Raw genomic sequence first — 24647 nt, forward strand, 5'->3', positions numbered from 1 at the left:
TCCGTGGTGGCGGCCGCCACCACGGACCGGATCGTCGCCCCGCCGCCCGGTCGAGCCGGTCGGCGCGGCCGCGGCTCAGTGCGGCCGTACGGCGGACGAGGTCACTCCTGCCACCAGTCGTCCTCGTCGTCGCTCTTCTTGGCCTCCGCCGGAGCCGGCCTCGGCGCGGCGGGCGCCGGCTTCGGGGCGGGCTTGGGCTCGGCCGGGGCGATCGCGGGCTTCTCCGGCGGCGCGGAGATGGCCTCCTCGGTCGGACCGCCCATCGGCGCGGACACGCCGCCGATGAGCTGACGCAGCTGGTTGAGGTGGCTGGTGATGCTGTCGCGCTGGCGCGTGAGCTCGTCCACCTGGCGCTGGGCCGTGGTGCGCATCCGCTCGGCTTCGCTCTTGGTCTCGCTGAGCAGGTGCTCGGCCTGGGACTTGGCCTCGGAGATGATCTGCTCGGCGTTCTTGCGGGCGTTCGCGACGAGCTGCTTGGCGTGGTTGTCGGCCTCGCGGCGCGTCTGCTCGGCCTGCTGGGTCGCCTTGGTGGCGCGCTGCTCGGCCGACGCGGCGCGCTGCTCGGCCTCGGCCACGAGCTTCTGCGTGGCGCTCTGCGCCGCCGCGTGCCGCTCGGCGTCCTGCCGCTCGGCCTCTTCGCGCCGGGCGGCCAGCTGGATCTCGAACTCCGCCTCGGCCTGGGCTCGCTGGGCCTCGCTCTCCTCCAGGATGCGGTTGGCCTGCGCCCGCATCTCGTCGGCCTGGCGCTTGGCGGTGGTGAGGATCTCGTCGCGCTCGCGCTTGGTGGACGCCCGCAGCTGCGCGACCTCGCGCTCGGTCGTGGTCCGGAGCTTGGCGATCTCCCGCTCGGCGCTGGCGCGCTTCTCGGCGACCTCGTGGTCGGCGGTGGCGCGCAGCTTCGCGACCTCGCGCTCGGTGGTGGAGGTCAGCTCGTCGGCGTGCCGGCGGGCCGCCGTGCGCACCTCCTCGGCCTCCCGCTCGGCGGCGTTGCGCATGTCGTCGCCCTCGCGCTTGGCGGTGGCGCGGACATCGGCCGCCTCGCTCTCCGCGGCGGCGCGCAACTCCGCGGCGTCGACCTTGGCCGCAGCCTTGATCTCGTTGGCCTCCGTGCGGGCGGCCTGTACGAGCTCGGTCGCCTGCTCCTCCGCGAGGCGCAGCAGCTGCTCGATGCGCGCGCCGAGGCCGGAATAGGTGGGGCGCTCCTGCTCCTGAAGCTGACGATGTGCGTCGGAGAGCTCCCGTTGCAGCGCCTGGGTCTGCTCGCGGCTTTGGCGGACCTCGGCGTCGAGCTGCTTGATGTGCTCTTCGACCTGGTGCCGGTCGTAGCCGCGCAGCACCACGTCGAACTCACGTGGGGGCGTGCTGTCTTCGAAGAAGTTGCTGAGCTGGGCGTCGATGTCGGACTGCATGAGGCTCAATCCTGCTGTGACGAGACGGCTACAAGTGGTGGAGGTACCAGACGATGGCCGCGCGAGTACTGCGTGTTACGGGGTACGGCACGGGCGCTACCACTTTCCGGCGACAGCAGAGTACTCCCGACACTGCCGTGTTGGGGGCTCAACTTTACGACCTGGGCACTTTGTCGCGATTGTCAGAGCCCATGTGGCGATCAGGTAAGGAACCCGGTTCGCACAGGGTGTTGATGAGTCAGTGTTCGCGCGGCTTCGCCTGAACCAGTTCCGTCAGAACGCCGCCGACGTCCTTGGGGTGCAGGAACGCGATCGAGGCGCCCATCGAGCCGTGCCGCGGCCGCTCGTCCAGCAGGCGCACGCCCTTGCCTCCGATGCTCTCGAGGGCGGCCACCACGTCGTCGACTCCGTATCCGATGTGGTGCACGCCTTCTCCCCGTTTCGCCAGGAACTTCCCCACCGGCGTATCGGGGTGCAGCGGCTCCAGCAGCTGCACGTACGAGGCGCCCGCGGGCCCGTCCGCGACGTGGAGCATCGCCTCCCTCACCCCCTGCTGCTCATTGACCTCCCGCGACGCCACGACCAGACCGAACGTGCTCTCGTAGAAACCGATCTTCTCCTCAAGATCATGGCATGCGATGCCGACGTGATCGATTCGGGTGAGCATGGCGGTGGCCTCCCTGGAAAGTCGCGGCTGTCTAGTGGGTATGTTGGCAAACGTCGCCCCCACCATTCGTCGGAGGTCTCGATCCATGGCCGGTTCCGTCATCGTCGCCGGAGCTCGGACGCCCATCGGGCGCCTGCTCGGCTCTCTCAAGGACTTCGCAGCGGTGGACCTCGGCGGGATCGCCATCCGCGCCGCCCTGGAGCGCGCCGGCCTGACCGGCGACCAGGTCGACTACGTGATCATGGGCCACGTGCTGCAGGCGGGGGCGGGGCAGATCCCGTCCCGCCAGGCCGCCGTCAAGGCCGGCATCCCGATGAACGTCCCCTCGCTGACGATCAACAAGGTCTGCCTCTCCGGACTGGACGCCATCGCCCTCGCCGACCAGCTGATCCGCGCCGGCGAGTTCGACGTCGTGGTGGCGGGCGGCATGGAGTCGATGACGAACGCCCCTCACCTGCTGCCGAAGGCGCGCCAGGGCTATAAGTACGGCTCGATCGAGGTGCTCGACGCCACCGCCCACGATGGTCTCACCGATGCCTTCGACGGCGTCTCGATGGGCGAGTCGACCGAGCGGTACAACGCCAAGCTCGGCATCTCGCGCGAGGAGCAGGACGAGTTCGCCGCCCGTTCGCACCAGCGGGCCGCCGACGCGATCAAGAACCAGCTCTTCGACGACGAGATCGTCCCGGTCGAGATCCCGCAGCGCCCGGGGGCGGCGGGGCGTAGCCAAGGGGGTGGAAAGCCGGGCGAGCCGGTCGTGTTCTCGGCCGACGAGGGCGTGCGTCCCGACACGACCGCCGAGTCGCTGGGTCGCCTGCGGCCCGCGTTCAGCAAGGACGGCACGATCACCGCGGGCTCGTCCTCGCAGATCTCCGACGGCGCCTGCGCGGTCGTCGTCATGTCCAAGGCCAAGGCGGAGGAGCTCGGGCTGACCTGGCTCGCCGAGATCGGCGCGCACGGCAACGTCGCCGGCCCGGACAACTCGCTGCAGTCCCAGCCGTCCAACGCCATCAAGCACGCCCTGGGCAAGCAGGGGCTGACCGTCGACGACCTGGACCTCATCGAGATCAACGAGGCGTTCGCGTCGGTGGGCGTCCAGTCGATGCGCGACCTCGGCGTCGACGCGAGCAAGGTGAACGTCAACGGCGGCGCCATCGCCCTCGGGCACCCGATCGGCATGTCCGGCGCGCGGATCGTCCTGCACCTGGCGTACGAGCTGCGCCGCCGGGGCGGCGGCATCGGCGCGGCGGGGCTGTGCGGGGGCGGCGGCCAGGGCGACGCCCTGATCCTGAAGGTCTGAGGACCCGGGGTGGCACGGCACGTCGACGTCGAGGATCTGGTCGAACGGGCGAGGAAGGGACAGCCGCGCGCGCTGGCGCGGCTGATCTCCCTCGTCGAGAACGCCTCGCCGCAGCTGCGGCCCATCATGGCCGCGCTGAACCCGCTCGCCGGCCGGGCGCGCGTCATCGGCCTGACCGGCGCGCCGGGCGTCGGGAAGTCCACGTCCACCGGCGCGCTGGTCAGGGCGTTCCGCGACCGGGGGATGCGCGTCGGCGTGCTGGCGGTGGACCCGTCCTCACCGTTCACCGGCGGGGCGCTGCTCGGCGACCGGGTGCGCATGCAGGACCACGCGAGCGATTCGGGCGTCTTCATCCGCTCGATGGCCAGCCGCGGCCACCTGGGCGGCCTGTCGTGGGCCGCCCCGCAGGCCATCCGCGTGCTCGACGCGGCCGGCTGTGACGTCGTGCTGGTCGAGACGGTCGGGGTCGGCCAGGCCGAGGTGGAGATCGCCTCGCTGGCGGACTCGACGATCGTGCTGGTCTCGCCGGGCATGGGCGACTCGATCCAGGCCGCGAAGGCGGGGATCCTGGAGATCGCGGACGTCTTCGTCGTCAACAAGGCCGACCGGGACGGCGCCCAGCAGACGGTACGCGACCTGCGCAACATGATCGCGCTCGCCGGCGACGCCGGCTGGAAGCCGCCGATCGTGCCGACCGTCGCGGTCAAGGGCGAGGGCGTCGACGACGTCATCCGGCGGCTCGACGAGCACCACGCCTGGATGGAGGAGTCCGGCGAGCTCCGCCGGCGCCGGCTGGCGCGGGTCCGCGACGAGGTCGAGGCCATCGCCGTCACCGCGCTCCGCGAGCGGATGGGCGACCTGCACGGCCACCAGCGCCTCGACGTCCTCGCAGCCAAGGTCCTGTCCGGCGACTGCGACCCCTACTCCGCCGCCGACGAACTCATCGCCGGCCTCACCGGCGACTGAACGCGTACATTCGGTGACCTCGGCATCCGTGGAGGCGCTGAATGACGAAGATTCTCGTAGACGTGGACGACGACGCGCTCGCCGCGGCGGCGGAGGTCCTGGGCACCAGGACGAAGCGCGACACGGTGAACACCGCCCTCAGAGATACGGTCGCGATCTTGCGCAATGCTCGTGAGGTCGGCGTTCCGTGTCACCCCGCGGAGCGCCAGGACGAGGGGGCGTAGCCGTCCTCGGGGACCTGGTCGGGGGCGGCGGAGGTGTGTTCCGGGCGGGGTGGGCGGCGGTGGCCGAACTCCAGGGTCAGCAGGGCCGCCCCGACGGTCAGCAGGCTCGTCCACGACGGGAACGCCACGGCCCGCCGTACGTAGCGCGGCCGGAACTTCCGGTTGAACAGGTACAGCGACTCGACCTTGATGAACCGGTCGAGCAGGTGGATCAGGCGGTAGCCGCCCTGCTCCAGCGGCCCGCGCTCCGCGGTGTCGAACAGCTCGCGGAACGCCGCGAAGTTGAGGGAGACCTCTTCGATGCCGCGCTCGCGGGCGTACTCCATGACGTCGACGATCATCCGCTCGTTCAGGCCGTTCGGGGCGCCGGGGAGGCGGCGCATCGCGTCGAGGGAGATCCGCCGTCCGCAGGCGCTGGGCAGGTACCGCTGGAAGCCGATCGGCGCCCCGTCGGCGTCCCGGGCGACCACGACGACCGAGGAGGCGTGCCGCCCGGTCAGCAGGTCGTCCATGTTCATGGAGAAGCCGCGCTCCTCGGCGCCGTCCATGGCCTCGGCGGCCACGCTCTGGAGCCGCGTCCGCTCGTCGGAGGTCAGGTCGCCTTCGCGGACGACCTGCGCGGTCACGCCCGCGTTGCGGGTGCGCTGCACCGCCTGCCGTACGTTGCGCATGCTCCGGCCGCTCAGCCCGAACTCCTTCGGCGATAGCAGCACCTCGTCGCCGATCTCGATCGAGCGCAGGCCGTACGGGCGCCACAGGTCGAGCAGGTCGGCGCGGGCCCCGAGGACGGCCATCCGCCACCCGGAGCGCTCCGCCAGCGCGGCGAACTCGGCGACCGCGGCCGGGTAGGAGCGCGGGTCGCCGGCGGGGTCGCCGCCCGCGACCGCGACGCCGAACAGCACGCGGTATCCGATGACGGCCCGCCGGTCGGGGCTGAAGACGTAGGACTTGTCGCTGCGCAGCACGAACGGGGCGAGGGTGTCGGAGCCCTGGTCGTCGACCAGGCGCGCCGCCTCCGCGCGTTCCCGGTCACTGCCCGGCGGGGGCGGGGGCGCGGGCGTGAGCATCATGACCAGCATGGCGAGCAGCCCGCCGCCGCCGATGACGCCCAGGCTCGCCTCGAACCAGTGGTCGGCCGAGCCGCTGAAGTGGACCGGGCCGGGGCCGGACGCGGTGAGGCCGGAGAGGATTTCCCGTCCGGCGTCGGCCGGGGTCGGGTCGGGCGTCATCTGGTGCCACTGCAGGATCATCACCGCCAGGCCGTACGAGATCGCGAGCCCGTAGGTGATGAGGCCGGCGCGGACGGCGGTGCGCACCCGGCTCGGCGAGGTCGTGAACTCCCCGCGATACCGGACGAACGCGGCGAGGGCGACGGTGAGGAGGGCCAGGCGGCCGAGCTGCCAGGACTCCAGCGCGTCGAGGGCCGACAGGCCGGTGAGCAGGAGGATGACGTAGTACGCGACCCGGCGGCGCAGGAGAACGCCCCGCGCGGTCGCCAGGAGGATCAGCGCGAGCAGGAGCTCCTGGCCGTTCGGGAAGAGTTCCCCGATGACGAGGTGCGCCGGGCGCTCGGGGCTCGAGCCGCCGACGGCGGGGAGCGCGACGGCGACCGCGGCCGCCGCGATGGGCAGCGCGAGCGGCCAGGTCGGTCGCCGATGGGAGCCGGACGCGCGGTGGAGAGCTGACACGCCTGCCACGGACACAAAGATCACCCCGGTTTATCCGTAACGGGCCGTTTGGTAGTGCTATTCCCCGCGGACCGTCTCGGTAAGATTACGGTGATGTGGCATAGGTCACCGTAACGGTTTTGAAGCCCAAACCGCGCAGAAGGTTCGTGATCATCTGCTTGGTGTTCGTGTCGGCGCGTTCGGCCAGGCCACTGTCCTTTGCGGCATCCTGGATCTTCTGGCCGGCGAGCACGTAGAGCTGCTGCTGTTGATTCGGGTTCGAGCTGAAGAACTGCCCGATTCGGTCGAACAGTCCGCGCTGTTGCGCGAAGACATAACTGCGTTTCGGATCGAGGTTGGTCTTCTCGAGCCTGGCGTGCGGTAGCCGGATCGTCACCGACGTGCGGTCCTTGTCCGTCGTGACGGCTCCATTGCTCAGGCCGGAGAAGTCGACGTAGGCGTCGACGCTCCCGCTGCCCACGAACAGCGTCCGCTGGCCCCGGACCGCGCCGGGCAGGAAGCGCGCGTCCTTCTCCAGGTCCACGATGACCTGAAAGTCGCCGGTCGCGGCCTCGTACCGCGAGAGGTTCTGGATGGACCGCAGCACGGCGGGACCGCTGCGGTCCTTCGTCTTCTCACCGAACGGGTCAAGCCAGTGCGGAAGCGCGTTGACCGCCTGCAGGACGGCGTACGCCAGCGCCAGGAGCACGACGATGAGCGCGATCCAGCGAAGGCCCGGCCGCCGGCGCGGCCGCCGGGATGCGGGGTCGTCTTCGGGGGCTTCCGGTCGCACCATTCTCGTCTCACTCACCTCTAGGGGGCTCGGCTAAGACCGGAATTACCCCCGAAGAGGCTCACTCATCCCACGAAAGGGGGTGACCTGGTCGTACGGTCGAAATCGTTATCCAGCGGTCTCGGCGTGCGGGGACACGGCCGCCTGCTCGACCTCCATCAGCGACTCGCCGCGCCGGCGCGCCTCGAACGCCTCCTTGCCGCCACGGACGCCGAACAGCCTCTTGGAGAGGATGAGGTACAGCACCAGGCCGACGTTGATGACGAGCGCGCCGATGCGGACGGCGGTGATCCGCTCCGTGAGCTCGTAGATCTCGACGGGCAGGCCGAACGACGTGGCGACCACCGCGAAGTACTCGCCCCAGCGCTTGCCGAGCCACAGGCCGACCGCCTCGATGAGCTCGATCAGGGCGTACGCCAGGAGCCCCACCGCGAACCAGGTCAGCGTCTCCGACTTGAGCGTGAAGACGTGCCGGATCTCCTCGATGATGCGCGAGTGGTCCAGGTCCCAGCCGACCTGGTTGGCGAGCGGCCGCAGCAGCGGGACGTCCTTCTCGAAGGCGTGCTGGATCGACCCGCGGTTGGCCGAGAACCGCCACACGCCGTACGCCGCGGCGATGATCAGCAGGCCGCGGATCACCCGTTCGAGGGCGAAGAACCGCATGATCAGCTCGTCGCGCAACTCCCGGCCGCGCGCGACGAGCGGGGCGCGGTCGGCCGGGCCCTTCCCGTGCGGCTCGCCGTGGACGTAGGTGCCGCAGCGCAGGCAGCGCCAGGCCTCACCGGCCGGCGTGGCCACGTGCAGCCGGTCCCGCAGGGGCGGCTCGTCGGGGGCGTAGGTGACGTGCCCCGAGCGGGCACACTTCAGCAGGCTCCAGTCCACGGCCCGACGATAGTGAAAACCGGCAGACAGAGCACGTCGTTCGCGGACAGACGGATCACGTCGTTCACGGACGGCCGGATCACGTCGCCCGTGGACGGTCGCGTCAGTGGACGCGGAAGTCCCGGCCGCGCAGCGTGCAGGTGCGGTAGCGCGCGTAGTGGGCGCGCAGCCATCGGCGCCGCCGCTGCTCGTCCCAGCGGGCGAAGTCGTCCGCGGCCACCGTGTCGGTGATCCGCGGCGGCGCCTCGTCGAGCAGCCACGCCGAGACCAGGGCGCTGTAGTGCGCGCCGGCCGCGTGCCGGGGGTCGCCGCAGGTGCGCGCGTCCAGCAGGCTGATGTCGATCTCCTGCTCGGCGCGGTGGGCGTACCCCGGGGACAGGTCGCCGAGGTGGATGTAGACGACGCCGCGGCCGGGCCGGGGGAAGTCGTTGTCGGGCCGGTGCTCGACCCGGGTGAAGCGCCCGGGGGTGCCGCTGAGGCGGGTCGCGAGGGGGGTCAGCCCGGCCTCCAGTGACGGCAGTGCCGCGCGCAGCGCCGGGTGCACGCAGACGGTCAGCGGCCACTGGCGGCAGGCGTAGGAGAACGCCCGCGGCACGACCGGCGGGGTGCGCTGCTGCCCGTGGAGCCACAGCGTGGTGCCCGTGACGACGCCCGCCGCCGCGACCGCCGGCAGCGCCAGCCAGACGTGCCGGGTCAGCGCCCAGAGGTAGCCGGTGACCAGGACGGTGCCCAGCCCGAACGCCCACAGCGCCTGACCCGCGAGCAGCTCGGTGCGCAGCGCGGCGAACAGCCCGATGTGCCCGATGCCCGGCGGCGGCAGCAGGTCCGCCCACGCCCCGGGGCGGACGGCGCCCCACAGGTAGGTGAGGGCCGCGACGACCGGGACGGTCGGCAGCCGGGGGACCACGCGGCCCGCGAGGTAGCCCAGGACGGTGTAGACCAGCAGCGTGAGGGCCCCGGCGAGCGGCCCGATCGGCTTCGGATGGCCCGCCTCCACGTGGATCATCGTCTTGGCGGCGACGACCGCGGCCACGACGGTGTACGCGCACAGCGTGACGATCCCCAGCAGGAGCAGGTCCAGCAGCGGGCCCAGGGCGGGGGAGCGCGCGGTCAGCCCCCGGAGGTAGTCGAGGCGGTGCTCGCGCAGGGCGACCCACGCGGCGAAGCCCGCCGACGCGGGACCGAGCAGGCACACCGAGGAGAACAGCGCCGCGACGGCGTCGTCCCAGTACGCGACGCCCGGGAGCAGCGCCCGCCACGCCGCGACGGCGCCGAGGAACGCGAGCGCCGGCACGGCCAGGAACAGCGCCGTACGGCGGGCGTCGATCCGCAGCACCCGGCCGAGGTCAGACACCGGCGGGCACCCGCGCCCGTGGACGGGGGACGCACGGTGCCTCGATCAGGCGCCCCCGCACCATGCTGAGACCCTGGTCGCACCACCCCGACAGCTCCGCCGGATCGGCGGCGGTCACCACGACCGCCGGGGCCAGGGCCCGCAGCAGCGGGATCAGCTCTTCGCGCTCGGAATCGCCGATGCCGGCGAGCGGCTCGTCGAGAAAGACGAGCTCCGGCTCGTGCGCGCACGCCGCGGCGATGCCCGCGCGCAATCGCAGATCTTGCGGGAGCATGTCCATTTCGAGCGCCGCGGCGTCACTCAGCCCGAATCGCTCCAGAATCGCGTCGACCGCCCGGCGGGGCGTGCATTTGTAGTAAGACGCGTAGGCGACGAAGTCGCGGGTCGACAAGCCGGACGTCCAGGCGAATCGCGCGGGCAGCAGGCCGATCCGGGCGCGCACCGCGCGCCGCCCGGCCCGCCGGGTCACGTCCTGGCCCAGCACCTCGAGATCGCCCACGGACGCGTGGCGCAGGGTCGCCAGCGTCTGCAGCACCGCCGACCTGGCCGGGCCCGCCGGAGCGGCCAGGCCCACGACACCGTATGCCACCTCGACCGTGGTGGGACGCAGGATCCACCGCCGTCTGCGGCGGATCCCCAGGCCCCGTGCCACGATCGCGGAAGAATTCACGATCATAATTACCCCCCGAATTGGCGACGCGTGCGCGAGGGCGGGGGCGATCGCGGCGCTGAACCGCTGCGCGACGCCCCTCTTTGCCGTCGTCCGCACGCGTCGACAATGGAACTATAACTTGCCTTGATGATGCGTGTCGGCGTTCCTTAGGCGGCCGCCGGGATTGCGGTTGATTCGCGGGATTCCCAGGTCGATCGCGCCTATATCAAGCGTGATTCGGCCGATGTCGGGCCGGTCAGGCGATAACGTATGTGAGTGGCCAAGCCGCTCAACCTGCCTTTCGACCCGATCGCCCGCGCCGGGGATCTCTGGGAACGCCGCTGGGGCCGGTCGCCCGCCATGCTGGCGGTGACCTCGATCATGCGGGCCCAGGCCATCCTGATCGCCGAGCTCGACGCCCTGCTGAAGCCGTACGGCCTGACGTTCGCCCGGTACGAGGCGCTCGTGCTGCTGACCTTCAGCCGGAAGGGCGCGCTGCCGCTGTCGCGGATGGGCGAGCGGCTGATGGTCCACCCGACGAGCGTCACCAACACCATCGACCGGCTGGAGCGCCAGGGCTACGTCCGGCGCCGCCCCAACCCCCGTGACGGCCGGGGCGTGCTCGCGGAGATCACCGACAGCGGCCGCGAGACCGTGGAGCGCGCCACGGCCGACCTCCTCGCCGCCGACTTCGGGCTGGGCGCGTACGACGCCGCCGAGCTGGAGGGGATGTTCCGGATGCTGCGCGGTCTCCGTGTCGCGGCGGGGGATTTCGAGGACTGAGCGGTACCGGTGTCACCCGGCCGGGATGATTGGCGGCGAGATACTAGGACATCCTAGTATCTAGGGAGAGCCACCGGCCTGAGGAGCGCTCATGGACATCCGGGACATCGAAGAGGGCCGTCGCCGCTGGCAGGAGCGGTACGACGCCTCCCGCCGACGCGACGCCGACTTCACCACGCTCTCCGGCCTGGAGGTCGACCCGGTGTACGGGCCGCCGGCCGAGGACCCGCGCTTCGAGCGCATCGGCTGGCCGGGGGAGTACCCCTACACGCGCGGCCTGTACGCCACGGGCTACCGCGGCCGGACCTGGACGATCCGGCAGTTCGCGGGCTTCGGCAACGCCCGGCAGACCAACGAGCGGTACAAGATGATCCTCGGCGCGGGCGGCGGCGGCCTGTCCGTCGCCTTCGACATGCCGACGCTCATGGGCCGCGACTCCGACGACCCCCGGTCGCTCGGCGAGGTCGGGCACTGCGGCGTCGCGATCGACTCCGCCGCCGACATGGACGTGCTGTTCGACGGCATCCCGCTGGGCGACATCACGACCTCGATGACCATCTCCGGCCCGGCCGTGCCGATCTTCTGCATGTACCTCGTCGCGGCCGAGCGCCAGGGCGTCGACGTCCACGGTCTCGACGGCACGCTGCAGACCGACATCTTCAAGGAGTACATCGCGCAGAAGGAGTGGCTCTTCGCGCCCGAGCCGCACCTGCGCCTCATCGGCGACCTGATGGAGTTCTGCGCCCGGGACATCCCGGCGTACAAGCCGCTCAGCGTGTCCGGCTACCACATCCGGGAGGCCGGATCGACGGCCGCGCAGGAGCTGGCGTTCACGCTCGCGGACGGCTTCGGCTACGTCGAGCTCGGCCTGTCCCGCGGGCTGGACGTCAACCGGTTCGCGCCCGGCCTGTCGTTCTTCTTCGACTCCCACATCGACTTCTTCGAGGAGATCGCCAAGTTCCGCGCCGCGCGCCGCATCTGGGCGCGGTGGATGCGCGACGTGTACGGCGCCACGTCGGAGAAGGCGCAGTGGCTGCGGTTCCACACCCAGACCGCCGGGGTGTCGCTGACCGCCCAGCAGCCCGACAACAACGTCGTGCGCACCGCCGTCGAGGCGCTCGCCGCCGTGCTCGGCGGCACCAACTCCCTGCACACCAACGCCCTCGACGAGGTCCTGGCGCTGCCGAGCGAGAAGGCCGCCGAGATCGCCCTGCGGACCCAGCAGGTGATCATGGAGGAGACCGGCGTCGTCAACGTCGTCGACCCGCTGGGCGGCTCCTGGTACGTCGAGGCGCTCACCGACCGCCTCGAGGAGGAGGCCGAGCGGATCTTCGCGCGGATCAAGGACATGAGCCCGGACGGCTCCATCACGGGCGGGATCCTGCGCGGCATCGAGGACGGCTGGTTCATGGCCGAGATCGCCGACGCCGCGTTCACCTACCAGCAGCAGCTGGAGAAGGGCGAGAAGAAGATCGTCGGCGTCAACCGCCACACCGAGTCGATCGAGGAGCCTCTGGAGATTTTGCGGGTCGGGCACGAGGTCGAGCGCGAGCAGAACCGCCTGCTGGCCGAGCGGCGCGCGGCGCGCGACCAGGCGGCCGTCGACACGGCCCTGCGCCGGATGATCGACGTCGCCCGCACCGAGGAGAACCTGATCCCCGCCATGCTCGATGCCGTACGGGCCGAGGCGACCCTCGGCGAGATCTGCGGCGCGCTGCGCGAGGAGTGGGGCGACTACGCCGAGCCGGCCCGCTTCTGACCCCGCGCCGGACCGCCTCGGGCGCCGCTGACCTCGCACGGACGGTCAGACGGCGGGCGGGGCGGTCAGGCGGCGGCGGGTGATCATCCGACGGGCGGGTGGTCAGGCCGATGGGCGGGGCGATCAGGCCGATGGGCGTGCGCAGCGGCCGACGGCCCATCGGCGGAAGCCGACGGCGCTCTGGGAGTCGTCCCGCGTCCAGCCCGTGGCCGTCGACCGGAGCCCGCTGTCGACGAAGAGGCCGTAGTACCCGGCCTTGAGCGCCGTCTGCCAGCCGACCCCGTGGACGTCGTTCTTCGTGGTCGCCGGGGAGTACTGCGTGCGGACCTTGGGCAGCACGCCCGCTTTGATCTTCGCCCGGACCGCGTTCACGATCTGCTTGCCGTTGTGGTCGTCCGCGCCGGTGGAGTACAGGATCACGCGCGAGGCCATGCCGGTCGAGCGCAGCGGCGTGGCGAGCTCGTGCCACGCGGAGGTGTTCTGCGGCATGAACTTCAGCTCCACCAGGCCCTGCAGGTGCTGCTTCTTCAGCTCCAGCAGCCACTCGCGGAAGGTGTACACGCGTTCGCCCTTGTACGGGCCGCGGGTGATCCGCCGTGGCTGGAGCGACGTCCAGGTGCTGTTCCGGACCACGGCGGACCGCCCGGTGAGGCCGTTGGTGGTGATGTTGTGCCACATGACGGCCTTGGTGCCGTCGCGGGTGAACCGCAGGTCGCCCTCGACGCCGTCGGCGCTCTTGGACTTCTGGGCATCGACGGCCTTGACCGAGTTCAGGCCGAGGATCTGATCGTTGGAGGCGGAGTACCCGCCGTGGCCGAACAGGTAGGGGCAGCGCGGCAGCGCGGTCGCCGCCGCCGGGCGGGCCGTCGTGCCGGTGGGAACGACCTTCGCCACGGCGTAGAGGCCGGCCGCCGCCGGGACCCCGCATACGATCACGGTCAGGGTGCGCCGGAATCCGCTCACGGTGCCTCCTCGGGGGGATGATCTTGGAAGCGATCAACGTAGCGGCCGGCCGTCCGCGTTCGGCGGCACATTCCCAGAATGGTCGTTGCACGACTACGGCACGCAGCCGGGTGATCATAGAGCGTGCTTGATCGATTTCGTGGCGGCCGCGCGTATTCGTACGGCGGGGCATGCGGCAGGATGGACACATGACGTCATCGGACTTCTCGTTGCACGGCGCGATCGACCTCGGCGCGCGGCGTGCCGCGGCCCAGAGACAGCAGCAGCGCCCGGCCTCGGGAGCTTCGGGAGACTCCTCCTCTTCGAGCGTCATCGACGTGACCGACGCGACGTTCAACACCGAGGTCGTCGAGCGCTCGCGCAGCGTGCCGGTGCTCGTCGACTTCTGGGCCGACTGGTGCCAGCCGTGCAAGCAGCTCGGCCCCATCCTGGAGAAGCTCGCCAACGAGGCGGGCGGTCGCTGGGTGCTCGCCAAGGTCGACATCGACGCGAACCCGGCGCTCGGCCAGCAGCTCGCCCGGATGGGGGTGCAGGGCATCCCGTTCGTGGCGGCCGTGGTCGCGGGCCAGATGCTCCCCGTCCTCAACGGCGCGGCGCCCGAGCCGCAGGTACGCCAGGTGCTGGACCAGCTGTTCGCCGCGCTCCGCCAGCAGGGTCTCCTGCCCGAGGACGACGGCGCGGACGCCGCGCAGCAGCCGGCCGCCGACCCGCTGGAGCTCGAGGCCGAGGCCGCGCTGCAGCGGGGCGACCTCGACGGCGCCGCCACGGCGTTCGGGCGGATCCTGGAGACCCGGCCGAACGACCCGTTCGCCAAGAGCGGTCTGGCCCTGGTCGACCTGCAGCGCCGCGCCGGATCGTACGACCCGGCGGCGGTGCGCAAGGACGCCGCCGACCGGCCCGACGACGCGGCCGCCCAGGCGAAGGCCGCCGACCTCGAGCTGGTGGAGGGCCGGGTCGACGAGGCGTTCGACCGCCTGATCGACGCGGTGCGCCGCACGACGGGCGACGAGCGCGACGCGGCGCGCAAGCACCTGCTGTCGCTGTTCGACGTCCTGCCGCCGGACGACCCGCGCGTGGCCCGCGCCCGGCGAAGGCTCGCCTCGGCGCTCTTCTAGACCTCTCGACGGGATGGGCGGGTGATGACGGCAGTCGTCACGATCTCCGCGGCGTTCGGGGCGGGTGGCAGCGCCATCGGCCCCGCGGTCGCCGAGCATCTCGGCGTGCCGTTCGTCGACCGCGCCATCCCGTACACCGTGGCCGCCGACATCGGCTGCTCGCTCGAAGAGGCGCTCGCCCACGACGACCGCACCGAGCACGGGCTGGGCCGCATCCTGGCCGACGCCGCGCGCCTGCCGAACGTCACGCTCGGCGGCATGGACGTCCACCTCCCGCAGCGCGGCGTCGTCCCCGAAGAGGAGTTCGTCCGCCACACCGAACAGGTGATCAGGGAGGTCGCCGACCGGGGCGAGGGCGCGGTGATCCTCGGCCGCGCCGCGCAGGTCGTGCTCGCCGGCCATCCCGGCACCCTCCACGTCCGCCTCGACGGCCCGCGGAAACGCCGGATCGCCCGCGTCCGGGAGACGATGGAGCTGTCCGCGCAGGAGGCCGAACGCCTCCTGACCGAGAACGACCGGGCACGGACCGCGTACGTCAAACACTTCTACCGGACGGATCCGGCGGATCCCGGCCTTTATCATCTGGTCATCGACAGTACGCGGCTGGCCGCTGCTGCCTGCGTCGACATGGTCGTGAGGGCGGCACACGCGATCAGCTGACCTCATCGTCGCGCCGTACGCGGGGATGACACCATGGGCGTGCGGACCCTCGCCTTGCAAAGGAGCAATTGACGTGGCCACCGTGCCGAGCGTGTCCTATTCGATCACCGTCCGTCTCGAGGTCCCCGCAGGGGGTAAGGCGGTAAGCCAGCTCACCGGGGCGGTCGAGGGCGCAGGCGGCATCGTCACCGCGCTCGACCTGACGCCGGCGGGCCATGACCGGCTCCGCATCGACGTCACCTGCGCCACCCGTGACACCGAGCACGCCCAGGAGATCGTCGACGCCCTGGAGGGGCTCGACGGCGTCTCCATTCACAAGGTCAGCGACCGCACCTTCCTCATGCACCTCGGCGGGAAGATCGAGATGCAGTCGAAGGTGCCGCTGCGCAACCGCGACGAGCTGTCGATGGCCTACACCCCGGGTGTCGCCCGGGTCTCGCTGGCCATCGCGCGCAACCCGGAGGACGTCCGGCGGCTGACGGTCAAGCGCAACAGCGTCGCGGTGATCACCGACGGGTCCGCGGTCCTCGGCCTGGGCAACATCGGGCCGCAGGCGGCCCTGCCGGTCATGGAGGGCAAGGCGGCGCTGTTCAAGCGCTTCGCCGGGATCGACGCCTGGCCGATCTGCCTCGACACGCAGGACACCGACGAGATCGTCCGTACGGTGCAGATCCTCGCCCCCGCGTTCGGCGGGATCAACCTGGAGGACATCTCCGCGCCGCGGTGCTTCGAGGTCGAACGGCGCCTCCGCGACCTGCTCGACATCCCGGTCTTCCACGACGACCAGCACGGCACGGCCATCGTCGTGGTGTCCGCGCTGACCAACGCACTGCGGGTCGTCGGCAAGGACCTGGCCGACGTGCGCATCGCGCTGGCCGGCGCGGGCGCCGCCGGGAACGCCGTGCTCAAGCTGCTCATGCACGCCGGCGCCAAGCACCTGGTCGTCTGCGACTACCACGGCGCGGTGCACGCGGGCCGCGACGACCTGGACGACTCGCTGCGCTGGATCGCCGAGAACACCAACCCCGAGGGCTACGACGGCGACCTGCGCGGCGCCGTGCGCGGGGCCGACGTGTTCATCGGCGTCTCGGCCCCCGGCATCCTGACCGGCGACGACATCGCGACGATGAACGACGACGCCGTGGTCTTCGCGCTGGCCAACCCCGACCCGGAGGTCGACCCGGCCGCCGCCCGGGAGCACGCCGCCGTCGTCGCCACCGGCCGCAGCGACTACCCCAACCAGATCAACAACGTGCTGGCGTTCCCCGGCGTCTTCCGCGGGCTGCTCGACGCGCAGAGCCGTACGGTCACGCAGGACATGCTCCTGGCGGCCGCGCGGGCCCTGGCCGGCGTGGTCACCGACGAGGAGCTGGGCCCGAACTACATCGTGCCGAGCGTGTTCCACTCGGACGTCGCGCACGCCGTCGCCGCCGCCGTGCAGAAGGCCGCCGAGTCCGCCAAGTGACCTGACCGCGACGTGAGCGGGCGCGGCGCCGAACGGCGCCCACCCGCTCGAGTCGTTCCGCGCCGCGGAGTCGTTCCGCCGCGGAGTCGCTCCCGCGCGGCACCCGCCTGGAGCCGTTCCCGCGCGGTGCCGGGCCGGAGCCGCCTCCGCGCGGTGCCGCCTACCGGTCGAACATCTTGCCGTGGCGGCGTGGCCACTGGCGGCCGTACCAGAAGATGATGACGCCGGTCAGCATGACGGCGATGCCGGTCGCGACCCGCGCGACGATCATCCCGCTGTCGGGGCCGGTGTGGGGCAGCGTCTGGTCCGACGTCCTGCGGACGCAGTTCGCGCGCCGGTCGACGCTCTTGACCGGCAGATTGCGCCAGGTCACCGCGACGGTCGTGGTGCGGTCCTCCTTGACGTTGACGGTGGACCTGCGGGTGGCGCCCGCCGGGATGCGGTCGGCCACCGAGATCGATCCGTCGGTCAGGATGGCGTAGTCCTCCGCCTGCGAGCTGCCGTTGACGACCGACACCTGGACCGTACGGCCCGGGCAGCGGACCTTGCCGATCTCGACGCTGAGCGGCGAGGACGAGCCGGCGGAGGGCAACGGCTCCCCGATCGACGGCCGCGTCGGCGAGTGCGTCGGCGAGGCCTTGTGAGACGCCTTGTGCGTGGGGTGGGAGCTCCGGGTCGGGCTCGCGGTCGCCGAGGCGCTGACGCTGGGCAGGGGAGTGCTGCTCGCCGCCCGTGAGGGCTGTGAGGAGTCCGTGAGCATCGGGAACACGATCAGCGCCCCCACGATGAAGAAGACGGCCGCGATCGCGACCCTCGACAGCGGCATCGCATCCTCCGGGGGGTGATGATCTACGCCGGTATTCTGCCGATTACCCACGCTCCTCGCGCGCGTAACCGACGGACCGGACCGTCCTGTGTTCCCACCGTCCCCGAGCAAAGCATGATGAAGGCATGGACGACGGCATTTCCACCGGCCGGCTGCTCGTAGCGACGCCGCAGCTGACCGACCCGAACTTCCGGCGCAGCGTGGTGCTGATCGTTGAGCACGAGCCGGAGGGCGGCACCCTCGGAGTCGTGCTCAACCGGCCGACTCAGGTACCGGTCGACCAGGTCCTGCCACCCTGGTCGGAGCTGGTGACCGGCCCGTCGGTGGTGTTCCAGGGCGGCCCGGTGGCGCTCGACAGCGCGCTCGCCCTGGCGCAGGTGCCGGGCACCGACGAACCGCTCGGCTGGCGGGCGCTCAACGGCAGCCCGGCCGTGGCCAGAGTCGGCCTCGTGGATTTGGACGTGCCACCGGAGATCCTCGCCCCGGAGGTGGCACGGCTGCGGGTCTTCGCCGGATACGCCGGCTGGGGGACCGGACAGTTGCAGTCGGAGATCGACGAGGGCGCGTGGTACGTCCTCTCGGCGGAGTCCGGAGACGTGTTCGCGGAGGAGCCGGACGGCCTGTGGCCCGCCGTTCTGCGGCGTCAGGGCGGCGAACTCGCCTTCGTCGCGACGTTTCCCGAGGATCCGTCACTAAACTGAGCACGTGAGTACGAAGATCCTTCCGGAGAGCGACACCAGGCCTGATCTCTCCCACGGCGACGGTGATCACGAGCGGTTCGCGCACTACGTGCAGAAGGACAAGATCATGGAGAGCGCCGTCAGCGGCACTCCCGTGATCGCGCTGTGCGGCAAGGTCTGGGTGCCCAACCGCGACCCGAAGAAGTACCCGGTATGCCCGGAGTGCAAGGAGATCTACGAGTCGATGGCCGGCGGCGACGACGAGAGTTGACCGTCAAATCGGCGTGATGGACCCGCGCGTCGGGCGCTGACCCCCGGCGCGGCGGTCTAGCCTCTCCGTCTCGGGGGGATCGTGATGAGGCGGAGAGGTCTTACCGGGCTCTTCGGAGTCGTTCTCGCGTCGTGTGCCGCCGTGCCCGGCGGCAGCGCACGTGTCCAGCCGGCCCACGGGACGACGGCGGCCTGCGCGCGCCGGACGCCGACGGCCCGGACCTCGGCCGCCGCCGGGACGGCGACAGGCCGGAGTCCGGCCGCCCGTACGGTGACGGGCCGGACCTCGGCTGCCGCCCGTACGGTGACGGTCCGGGCGGCGCGCCCGGCGGACGGCGACGTCCTCACCCCCGATGAGGTCCGCGCGATGCTGGGCGAGTTCAGCGGCCTGCTCCACACGCGGTACGGCTCGTCCGACGAGCGGACCCTCGCCGCCGCGCACCGGATCCCCGACCGGATCGTGGTCCCGCTGCGGTTTCACGTCCTGACCGACGGCCGGAGCGGCCGGCTCACCCGCGCCGCCGTGGAACGGCAGGTCGCGGTCCTGAACGCGGCGTACGGCGGCCGGCTGGCCGGCTCCGGAGGCGCGGTGCGATCGGCCTCCAGAACGCCGCAGGGCGCCGACACCGGGGTGTCCTTCCGGCTCGACGGCATCGACGTGACGACCAACGCCCAGTGGTTCGGCAAGCCCCACGACCATCGGGCCGAGATCGAGGGCGCGCTCGCCCGCGGCGGGTACGGCACGTTGAACCTCTACACCGCCGCGGTCGGCTTCGAGATGCTCGGCTTCTCGACCTTCCCCAAGTGGGCGCGGGAGCGGCCGGGCGTCGGCGGAGTCGTGGTCGACTACCGTAGCCTTCCCGGCGGCACGTTCCCGCACTTCAACCGCGGCCTCACCGCCGTCCACGAGATCGGCCACTGGCTGGGACTGTTCCACACGTTCGAGAACGGCTGCCAGCCGCCGGGAGACGGCATCGACGACACGCCCGACGAGTCGGTGCCCACGATCGGCTGCCCGGCGTCCAAGGACAGCTGCCCGGCGCCGGGCACCGACCCGGTTCACAACTTCATGGACTACGGCTTCGACAGCTGCATGCGCGACTTCACCCCGGACCAGGGTCTTCGGATCAGGGCCATGTGGGCCGCCTACCGCCTCGGCGCGTCGTCGTCCCGAGGCCAGGCGCGCTACCGGTGAAACCCCAGGTGAGACGGGCCGGAACACCGGTGACCGCGGTCTCCGGCGTCCCGGGAACCTCGGGAGGCCGGGCCCGTCCTGTCGGCCGGTCAAGGTAGCCTTCTTTCACCGTGAGCACGTTCGCCGCATCAGACACCCCACCCGCGCTGCCCAACCGGGCACCCTGGGGCACCGCGACCGCGCTGCGTGCCTGGCAGCAGGGGGCCCTGGAGGAATACTTCCGCACCGGCCCGCGCGACTTCCTCGCCGTCGCCACGCCCGGCGCCGGTAAGACCACGTTCGCGCTCCGGCTCGCGGCCGAGTTGCTGCACCGCAAGATCGTCGCCCGCATCACCGTGGTCTGTCCGACCGAGCACCTGAAGCGGCAGTGGGCCGACTCCGCCGCCCGCGTCGGCATCAAGATCGACCCGGAGTTCAAGAACTCCCAGGGCCGTACGGCCAAGGACTTCCAGGGCGTGGCGGTGACGTACGCCCAGGTCGCCGCGCACCCCGCGCTGCACCGCAACCGCACCGAGACGCTCAAGACGCTGGTCATCCTCGACGAGGTCCACCACGCCGGTGACGGCCGGTCCTGGGGCGACGCGATCCGGGAGGCGTTCGACCCGGCCGCCCGGCGGCTGTCGCTCAGCGGCACGCCGTTCCGCACCGACATCAACCCGATCCCCTTCGTGCTGTACGAGGAGGGTCCCGACGGCATCCGGCGCAGCCGCGCCGACTACACCTACGGTTACGGTCCGGCGCTCGCCGACGGGGTCGTCCGTCCGGTGATCTTCCTGGCGTACGCCGGGGACATGCGCTGGCGCACCCGCGCCGGCGACGAGATCACCGCCAGCCTGAGCGACCCGCTCACCCAGGACCAGACCGCCCAGGCGTGGCGCGCCGCGCTCGACCCGAAGGGCGACTGGATCAAACAGGTGATCGCCGCGGCCGACCGGCGGCTCACCGAGGTGCGCCGGGGCGTCCCCGACGCGGGCGGCCTGGTGATCGCCACCGACCACGAGTCCGCGCGGGCGTACGCCAAGATGATCCGCGAGCTCACCAACACCAAGGCGACCGTCGTGCTGTCCGACGACCCGGGGGCGAGCAAGAAGATCAAGCAGTTCAGCGCGTCGGAGGACCGCTGGATGGTCGCGGTCCGCATGGTCTCCGAAGGCGTCGACATCCCGCGTCTCTGCGTCGGCGTCTACGCCACCTCGACCTCGACGCCGCTGTTCTTCGCCCAGGCGATCGGGCGTTTCGTCCGGGCGCGCAAGCGCGGTGAGACGGCCTCGGTGTTCCTGCCGTCCGTGCCCACGCTGATGGGCCACGCGGCCGAGATGGAGACCGAGCGCGACCACGTCCTGGACCGCCCGGTCCGCGAGGACGGCCTCGATGACGACCTCATCGCCGAGGCGAACCGCCAGCGCGACAACCCCGACGTCGGGGAGGAGCTGCCGTTCGAGACGGTCGAGGCGTCGGCGACGTTCGACCGGGTCGTGTTCGACGGCGGCGAGTTCGGCATGACCGCCGCGCCCGGCTCACCCGAGGAGGAGGACTTCCTCGGCATTCCCGGCCTCCTGGAGCCGGACCAGGTCGCGCAGCTGCTGAAGCAGCGGCAGGCCGAGCAGCTGGCCGCCCAGCGCCGGAACAAGAAGGGCGAGGCGCCGACCGCCGAGGACCACACCGCCGCCGAGGACCTGCACGCGCTCCGCAAGGAGCTCAACAACCTCGTCGGCGCGTGGCACCACCGCACCGGCCAGCCGCACGGCGTGATCCACGCCGAGCTCCGGAAGGTCTGCGGCGGCCCGCCCAGCGCACAGGCCAGCAGCGAGGACGTCCGCAAGCGCATCGCCAAGATCCGCGAGTGGGCCGCCCGCCCGATGCCCCGCGTCCGCGACTGATCCCCCCGCGGAGTGAGTGAGGAGGGGAGCGCGGCAGAGGGCACTGCGGCGAGCCGACGAGCGAGCGGAGTGGTCGGTGAGGGACGAGCCGGCCGCGGAGCGCGGCGGCGATGGGAACGGGGGCTACCGGCGGGACGGGCCGTCCGGGAGGTCGAGCCGCCGGTGGATCTCCTCGACGATCGCCTCGATCGGCTGGTCGATCGAGACGGCCAGCGCGTCCTCGTCCGGTGCCGGGGGCTCCAGGTCGGCGAACTGGCTGTCCAGGAGCTGCCGGGGGAAGAAGTGCCCGTGCCGGGCGGCGAGGCGGGCGGCGATCAGCTCCTTGGAGCCGTCGAGGTAGACGAGGCGTGCGTCGGGGCGAGGCTCCCGCAGGACGTCCCGGTACTTGCGCTTCAGCGCCGAACAGGTGACCACCGCAGGGTCGGTCTGTTCCGCCATCCACGTGGCGATGGCCCGCAGCCACGGCCAGCGGTCCTCATCGGTCAGTGGGATGCCGGCGTGCATCTTCTCGACGTTCGCCGGCGGGTGGAAGTCGTCCGCCTCCGCGTACTTCCAGCCGAGCCGGCCGGCCAGCATCGCGCCGATCGTCGTCTTCCCGCTGCCGGAGACACCCATGATGAGGACTATCGGGTTCTGCATAGGTGGAAACGTACCGAGTGATCCCGAAATGAGGCGTCCCGCCCCCGGACTCAGTGGTGGACGATCGGCTGCCCGGCCAGCTCCACGCCCGCCGCGCCCATCTCCTCCAGCGCCCTCGCGACGGTCTCCTCGGCCACTCCGGCCGTCATCCCCAGCAGCACCCGCGTGCTGATGCCGGAGCGTACGGCGTCCAGGGCGGTCGCGCGCACGCAGTGGTCGGTGGCGATGCCCACGATGTCCACCGACTCGACCTCGTGCTTGCGCAGCCAGTCGCCCAGCGGCGTGCCGTCGTCGGTGGCGCCCTCGAAACCGCTGTAGGCGGCCTTGTTCTCGCCCTTGCTGAACACCGCCTCGATCGGCGCGAGGTCGAGGCGCGGGTGGAAGTCGGCACCCGGTGTGCCGATCACGCAGTGCGCCGGCCAGGTGTCGACGAAGTCGGGAGTGTCCGAGAAGTGGTCGCCGGGGTCCAGGTGGAAGTCCCGCGTCGCCACCACGTGCGTGTACGCCCGTCGGTTGTCCTGCAGGTAGGTGGAGATCGCCGTCGCGACGTTGGCCCCACCGGTCACGGGCAGTGATCCGCCCTCGCAGAAGTCGTTCTGCACATCAACAATGATGAACGCCGTGCTCACGGCAGCCTCCCCGGCCAGATCTCCAGCACAGGAGAAGCTACCCCGCCGGGACCGGAAACATCATCCGCGGGCCTCATGATTCTCACGGAAGACGATTCCGGCGTGCGGCGAAGCATGGGTGACCACGATCCCTCACCCAGGAGGTAGCGCATGACGGAGGCAGGGCCATGACCGAGCGAAGCGAGGGAATCAACGGCGCAGCCCTACGAGTCGCCCCTCCGACGAAGGAGGGCCCATGACCGCCGACGTCGGCGAACAGGCGAGCGACGCCGAGCTCGCCGCACGATTCCGCCGGGACCCGGAGCTCTTCACGGCCGTCCACGACCGGTACTTCCGCGCCATCTACCTGTACGCGGCCGGCCGCCTGGACGCGCAGACCGCCGAGGACATCGCCGCCGAGACGTTCTGCGTGGCGTTCCGCGACCGCGAGCGGTTCGATCCCGGCCGGGGCGCCCTGCGGCCGTGGCTGTTCGGCATCGCCACGAACCTCGTGGCCCGGCATCGCCGCAAAGAGGCGCGGCACTACAGGGCCATCGCCCGTGCCGGTACGGAGCCGGCCGCCGACAGCCACGAGAACCGCGTCGTCGCGTCGGTGGCCGCCGCCCACATGAGGCCGCAGCTGGTCCGGGCCCTGGCCCGGCTCTCCCCGGGCGAGCGCGACGTCGTCCTGCTCATCGCCCTCGGCCAACTCGGCTACGACGAGGTGGCCGACGCGCTCGGCATCTCCGCCGGCACGGTCGGCTCCCGGCTCAGCCGCGCCCGCAAGAAGCTCAAGGAGGCATTCCATGGATGAGGAACTGACGATGCTCGCCACCGCCCTGGCGGCGCCGGAGCCGTCCGAGGGGGCGGCCGACCGGAGCCGGCACCGGCTCCAGAACACGATGCGCGGCGGCCCCGTCCGCAAGCGCCGGACCGGCCGGCTGGCCGGGGGCCTCGGCCTGACCGCCGCCACGGCGGCGACCGCGGTCCTCGTGAGCACGACCGGGACGACGCACACCGCGCACCCCAACAGCCCGCCGTCCACGGCAGGAGGATCGCCGCTGTCCGCCCGGCAGGTCCTCCTCGCCGCCGCCACGACCGCGGAGAGGGCCCCTGCCACGTCCGGCACCTACTGGTATGTGAAGCAGGAGGAGAGGGACGGCGCGAACGCCAAGCCGACCGTCGCGGAACGATGGACGCGCCGCGACGGCGAGGTCTGGCGCAGGGACCTCAAGACCGAGGGTGAGGTCTTCCGCGAGGGCGTTCTGCCGGGACGGCCCAAGGGGCGGCCGTTCGACCTGGGCACCGACTTCGTGAGCTTCCAGCAGATCCAGAGACTCCCGACCGACTCGGATCGGCTGAAGGCATGGCTGGCCCGCTCCGCCGCGCACAGTGACATGAGGACCAGCGCCGGCCGTCTCACCGCTGAGGAGCAGCGGCTGGAGGCGTTCGAGTCGCTCGTCATGCTGCTCAGCACCCTTCCGGCCCCGCCGAAGGTACGCGCCGCGGCCTTCCGCGCCCTCGCTTCGTACCCGAACGTCAAGGTCGTCGGCCGGGCGAACGGCGGCCAGGTGGTGCGTTTCACGCTGCCCAAGGTCACGGAGCCGGCCCGGCCGACCCCCTCGACCGCCGCGGAACGGAAGAAGGCGGCCAGGTGGGCGAAGGACCGGGCAGCGCAGGCCAAGGCCCAGGCCGCCCGCGGCGAGACCCACGACGACCCGCCCACCATGGTCGTCGATCCGGCGACCGCACAGGTCCGTGAGACGAACTTCCTCGCCCTCGGCGGCGGAGAGGAGCGGTTCCCCGACGGCGGTGGCGTTCGGATCACCACCGCGTGGACCGACGCCCTCCCCAAGTAGGGCTCTGATCACTGGCGGTCGCTGCCCATAG

At 71.6% G+C, this 24647-nt stretch carries 25 protein-coding genes; 14 read left to right on the forward strand and 11 right to left on the reverse strand.

Going from position 1 to position 24647, the window contains the following annotated elements; translation table 11 throughout:
- Positions 1–101: 101 nt before the first annotated feature.
- Positions 102–1409 carry a DivIVA domain-containing protein gene (locus NE234_RS11485; protein ID WP_252778923.1) on the reverse strand — a complete coding sequence of 436 codons (1308 nt, stop codon included), beginning with the start codon at positions 1407–1409 and terminating at the stop codon, positions 102–104.
- Positions 1410–1647: 238 nt separating this feature from the next.
- Positions 1648–2076 (reverse strand): methylmalonyl-CoA epimerase, encoded by a 429-nt coding sequence (gene mce / locus NE234_RS11490; protein WP_252779300.1) that lies wholly within the window; start codon positions 2074–2076, stop codon positions 1648–1650.
- 85 nt (positions 2077–2161) lie between these two features.
- Between mce and NE234_RS11495 the strand changes: the two genes are divergently transcribed.
- The 3 genes from NE234_RS11495 to NE234_RS11505 are packed head-to-tail and all read left to right on the forward strand — an operon-like array spanning position 2162 to position 4566.
- Positions 2162–3376 carry an acetyl-CoA C-acetyltransferase gene (locus tag NE234_RS11495; protein ID WP_252778924.1) on the forward strand — a complete coding sequence of 405 codons (1215 nt, stop codon included), beginning with the start codon at positions 2162–2164 and terminating at the stop codon, positions 3374–3376.
- A 9-nt stretch (positions 3377–3385) separates the two neighbouring features.
- Positions 3386–4342 carry a methylmalonyl Co-A mutase-associated GTPase MeaB gene (gene meaB, locus NE234_RS11500; protein ID WP_252778925.1) on the forward strand — a complete coding sequence of 319 codons (957 nt, stop codon included), beginning with the start codon at positions 3386–3388 and terminating at the stop codon, positions 4340–4342.
- Positions 4343–4383: 41 nt separating this feature from the next.
- Entirely contained in the window at positions 4384–4566 is a 183-nt protein-coding gene (locus tag NE234_RS11505; RefSeq protein WP_252778926.1) for a type II toxin-antitoxin system VapB family antitoxin, read from the forward strand.
- Here NE234_RS11505 and NE234_RS45275 read toward each other — a convergent pair.
- The 5 genes from NE234_RS45275 to NE234_RS11530 form a co-directional block, all read right to left on the reverse strand.
- Positions 4533–6263, reverse strand: a complete 1731-nt coding sequence (locus tag NE234_RS45275) for a bifunctional lysylphosphatidylglycerol flippase/synthetase MprF (protein WP_252778927.1) — start codon at positions 6261–6263, stop codon at positions 4533–4535. The two genes, NE234_RS11505 and NE234_RS45275, sit on opposite strands and share 34 nt — an antisense overlap.
- 76 nt (positions 6264–6339) lie before the next feature.
- A complete protein-coding gene (locus NE234_RS11515) occupies positions 6340–6942 on the reverse strand; it encodes a DUF4230 domain-containing protein (RefSeq protein WP_252778928.1) in 603 nt (200 codons plus the stop codon).
- A gap of 192 nt (positions 6943–7134) precedes the next feature.
- On the reverse strand, positions 7135–7908 hold the full coding sequence (locus NE234_RS11520) for a DUF2127 domain-containing protein (protein ID WP_252778929.1): 774 nt from the start codon (positions 7906–7908) through the stop codon (positions 7135–7137).
- 103 nt (positions 7909–8011) lie between these two features.
- Complete coding sequence (locus tag NE234_RS11525; RefSeq protein ID WP_252778930.1) at positions 8012–9262, reverse strand: hypothetical protein; 1251 nt, start codon at positions 9260–9262, stop codon at positions 8012–8014.
- Positions 9255–9932, reverse strand: a complete 678-nt coding sequence (locus NE234_RS11530) for an ATP-binding cassette domain-containing protein (RefSeq protein ID WP_252778931.1) — start codon at positions 9930–9932, stop codon at positions 9255–9257. The genes NE234_RS11525 and NE234_RS11530 overlap by 8 nt, the downstream gene beginning before the upstream one ends.
- Positions 9933–10190: 258 nt before the next feature.
- On the opposite strand from NE234_RS11530, the gene NE234_RS11535 reads away from it, so the two are divergent.
- Together NE234_RS11535 and NE234_RS11540 are read left to right on the forward strand one after the other, a co-directional pair.
- Positions 10191–10697, forward strand: coding sequence for a MarR family winged helix-turn-helix transcriptional regulator (locus NE234_RS11535; protein ID WP_252778932.1), 507 nt, complete (start codon positions 10191–10193; stop codon positions 10695–10697).
- A 91-nt stretch (positions 10698–10788) separates the two neighbouring features.
- Positions 10789–12456, forward strand: a complete 1668-nt coding sequence (locus NE234_RS11540) for an acyl-CoA mutase large subunit family protein (RefSeq protein ID WP_252778933.1) — start codon at positions 10789–10791, stop codon at positions 12454–12456.
- A gap of 123 nt (positions 12457–12579) precedes the next feature.
- On the opposite strand, the gene NE234_RS11545 is transcribed toward NE234_RS11540, so the two are convergent.
- Complete coding sequence (locus tag NE234_RS11545) at positions 12580–13419, reverse strand: glycerophosphodiester phosphodiesterase (protein ID WP_252778934.1); 840 nt, start codon at positions 13417–13419, stop codon at positions 12580–12582.
- A 188-nt stretch (positions 13420–13607) separates the two neighbouring features.
- Between NE234_RS11545 and NE234_RS11550 the strand changes: the two genes are divergently transcribed.
- The 3 genes from NE234_RS11550 (at position 13608) to NE234_RS11560 (ending at position 16659) form a co-directional block, all read left to right on the forward strand.
- Positions 13608–14534, forward strand: coding sequence for a tetratricopeptide repeat protein (locus NE234_RS11550; RefSeq protein WP_252778935.1), 927 nt, complete (start codon positions 13608–13610; stop codon positions 14532–14534).
- Between the two features lie 24 nt (positions 14535–14558).
- Positions 14559–15194 carry a cytidylate kinase-like family protein gene (locus tag NE234_RS11555; protein ID WP_252778936.1) on the forward strand — a complete coding sequence of 212 codons (636 nt, stop codon included), beginning with the start codon at positions 14559–14561 and terminating at the stop codon, positions 15192–15194.
- Between the two features lie 73 nt (positions 15195–15267).
- On the forward strand, positions 15268–16659 hold the full coding sequence (locus tag NE234_RS11560; RefSeq protein ID WP_252778937.1) for an NAD-dependent malic enzyme: 1392 nt from the start codon (positions 15268–15270) through the stop codon (positions 16657–16659).
- 160 nt (positions 16660–16819) lie between these two features.
- Here the strand turns inward: NE234_RS11560 and NE234_RS11565 are convergent, their stop codons facing one another.
- On the reverse strand, positions 16820–17485 hold the full coding sequence (locus NE234_RS11565; RefSeq protein WP_252778938.1) for a hypothetical protein: 666 nt from the start codon (positions 17483–17485) through the stop codon (positions 16820–16822).
- A gap of 125 nt (positions 17486–17610) precedes the next feature.
- Between NE234_RS11565 and NE234_RS11570 the strand changes: the two genes are divergently transcribed.
- The 4 genes from NE234_RS11570 to NE234_RS11585 all read left to right on the forward strand — a co-directional run bounded on the left by NE234_RS11570 (position 17611) and on the right by NE234_RS11585 (position 21510).
- Positions 17611–18186 (forward strand): YqgE/AlgH family protein, encoded by a 576-nt coding sequence (locus NE234_RS11570; RefSeq protein ID WP_252778939.1) that lies wholly within the window; start codon positions 17611–17613, stop codon positions 18184–18186.
- A gap of 4 nt (positions 18187–18190) precedes the next feature.
- On the forward strand, positions 18191–18436 hold the full coding sequence (locus NE234_RS11575; protein ID WP_252778940.1) for a DUF3039 domain-containing protein: 246 nt from the start codon (positions 18191–18193) through the stop codon (positions 18434–18436).
- Between the two features lie 141 nt (positions 18437–18577).
- Positions 18578–19630, forward strand: coding sequence for a zinc metalloprotease (locus tag NE234_RS45280; RefSeq protein WP_252778941.1), 1053 nt, complete (start codon positions 18578–18580; stop codon positions 19628–19630).
- 146 nt (positions 19631–19776) lie between these two features.
- Positions 19777–21510, forward strand: a complete 1734-nt coding sequence (locus tag NE234_RS11585) for a DEAD/DEAH box helicase (RefSeq protein ID WP_252779301.1) — start codon at positions 19777–19779, stop codon at positions 21508–21510.
- Between the two features lie 123 nt (positions 21511–21633).
- Here NE234_RS11585 and NE234_RS11590 read toward each other — a convergent pair whose 3' ends face one another.
- Both NE234_RS11590 and NE234_RS11595 read right to left on the reverse strand, forming a co-directional pair.
- Positions 21634–22149 (reverse strand): gluconokinase, encoded by a 516-nt coding sequence (locus NE234_RS11590; RefSeq protein ID WP_252778942.1) that lies wholly within the window; start codon positions 22147–22149, stop codon positions 21634–21636.
- 50 nt (positions 22150–22199) lie between these two features.
- Complete coding sequence (locus NE234_RS11595; RefSeq protein ID WP_252778943.1) at positions 22200–22778, reverse strand: isochorismatase family protein; 579 nt, start codon at positions 22776–22778, stop codon at positions 22200–22202.
- A gap of 235 nt (positions 22779–23013) precedes the next feature.
- Here NE234_RS11595 and NE234_RS11600 point away from each other — a divergent pair, with 235 nt between their 5' ends.
- Together NE234_RS11600 and NE234_RS11605 are read left to right on the forward strand one after the other, a co-directional pair.
- Positions 23014–23571, forward strand: coding sequence for an RNA polymerase sigma factor (locus tag NE234_RS11600; RefSeq protein ID WP_252778944.1), 558 nt, complete (start codon positions 23014–23016; stop codon positions 23569–23571).
- Positions 23564–24616 (forward strand): CU044_5270 family protein, encoded by a 1053-nt coding sequence (locus NE234_RS11605; protein ID WP_252778945.1) that lies wholly within the window; start codon positions 23564–23566, stop codon positions 24614–24616. Before NE234_RS11600 ends, NE234_RS11605 begins: the two co-directional genes overlap by 8 nt.
- The last annotated feature ends 31 nt before the right edge of the window (positions 24617–24647 follow it).

It is taken from the genome of Actinoallomurus rhizosphaericola, assembly GCF_024055675.1.
GTDB classification, from domain to species: domain Bacteria; phylum Actinomycetota; class Actinomycetes; order Streptosporangiales; family Streptosporangiaceae; genus Actinoallomurus; species Actinoallomurus soli.

Excerpts from the sequence above, each read along its gene's own strand:
- NE234_RS11550 (WP_252778935.1), top strand. The coding sequence starts at position 13,608 with ATGACGTCATCGGACTTCTCGTTGCACGGCGCGATCGACCTCGGCGCG.
- NE234_RS11555 (WP_252778936.1), top strand. The coding sequence starts at position 14,559 with ATGACGGCAGTCGTCACGATCTCCGCGGCGTTCGGGGCGGGTGGCAGC.
- NE234_RS11605 (WP_252778945.1), top strand. The coding sequence starts at position 23,564 with ATGGATGAGGAACTGACGATGCTCGCCACCGCCCTGGCGGCGCCGGAG.
- NE234_RS11600 (WP_252778944.1), top strand. The coding sequence starts at position 23,014 with ATGACCGCCGACGTCGGCGAACAGGCGAGCGACGCCGAGCTCGCCGCA.
- mce (WP_252779300.1), bottom strand. The coding sequence starts at position 2,076 with ATGCTCACCCGAATCGATCACGTCGGCATCGCATGCCATGATCTTGAG.
- NE234_RS11565 (WP_252778938.1), bottom strand. The coding sequence starts at position 17,485 with ATGCCGCTGTCGAGGGTCGCGATCGCGGCCGTCTTCTTCATCGTGGGG.
- NE234_RS11505 (WP_252778926.1), top strand. The coding sequence starts at position 4,384 with ATGACGAAGATTCTCGTAGACGTGGACGACGACGCGCTCGCCGCGGCG.
- NE234_RS11495 (WP_252778924.1), top strand. The coding sequence starts at position 2,162 with ATGGCCGGTTCCGTCATCGTCGCCGGAGCTCGGACGCCCATCGGGCGC.
- NE234_RS11485 (WP_252778923.1), bottom strand. The coding sequence starts at position 1,409 with ATGCAGTCCGACATCGACGCCCAGCTCAGCAACTTCTTCGAAGACAGC.
- NE234_RS11540 (WP_252778933.1), top strand. The coding sequence starts at position 10,789 with ATGGACATCCGGGACATCGAAGAGGGCCGTCGCCGCTGGCAGGAGCGG.
- NE234_RS11590 (WP_252778942.1), bottom strand. The coding sequence starts at position 22,149 with ATGCAGAACCCGATAGTCCTCATCATGGGTGTCTCCGGCAGCGGGAAG.
- NE234_RS11570 (WP_252778939.1), top strand. The coding sequence starts at position 17,611 with ATGGACGACGGCATTTCCACCGGCCGGCTGCTCGTAGCGACGCCGCAG.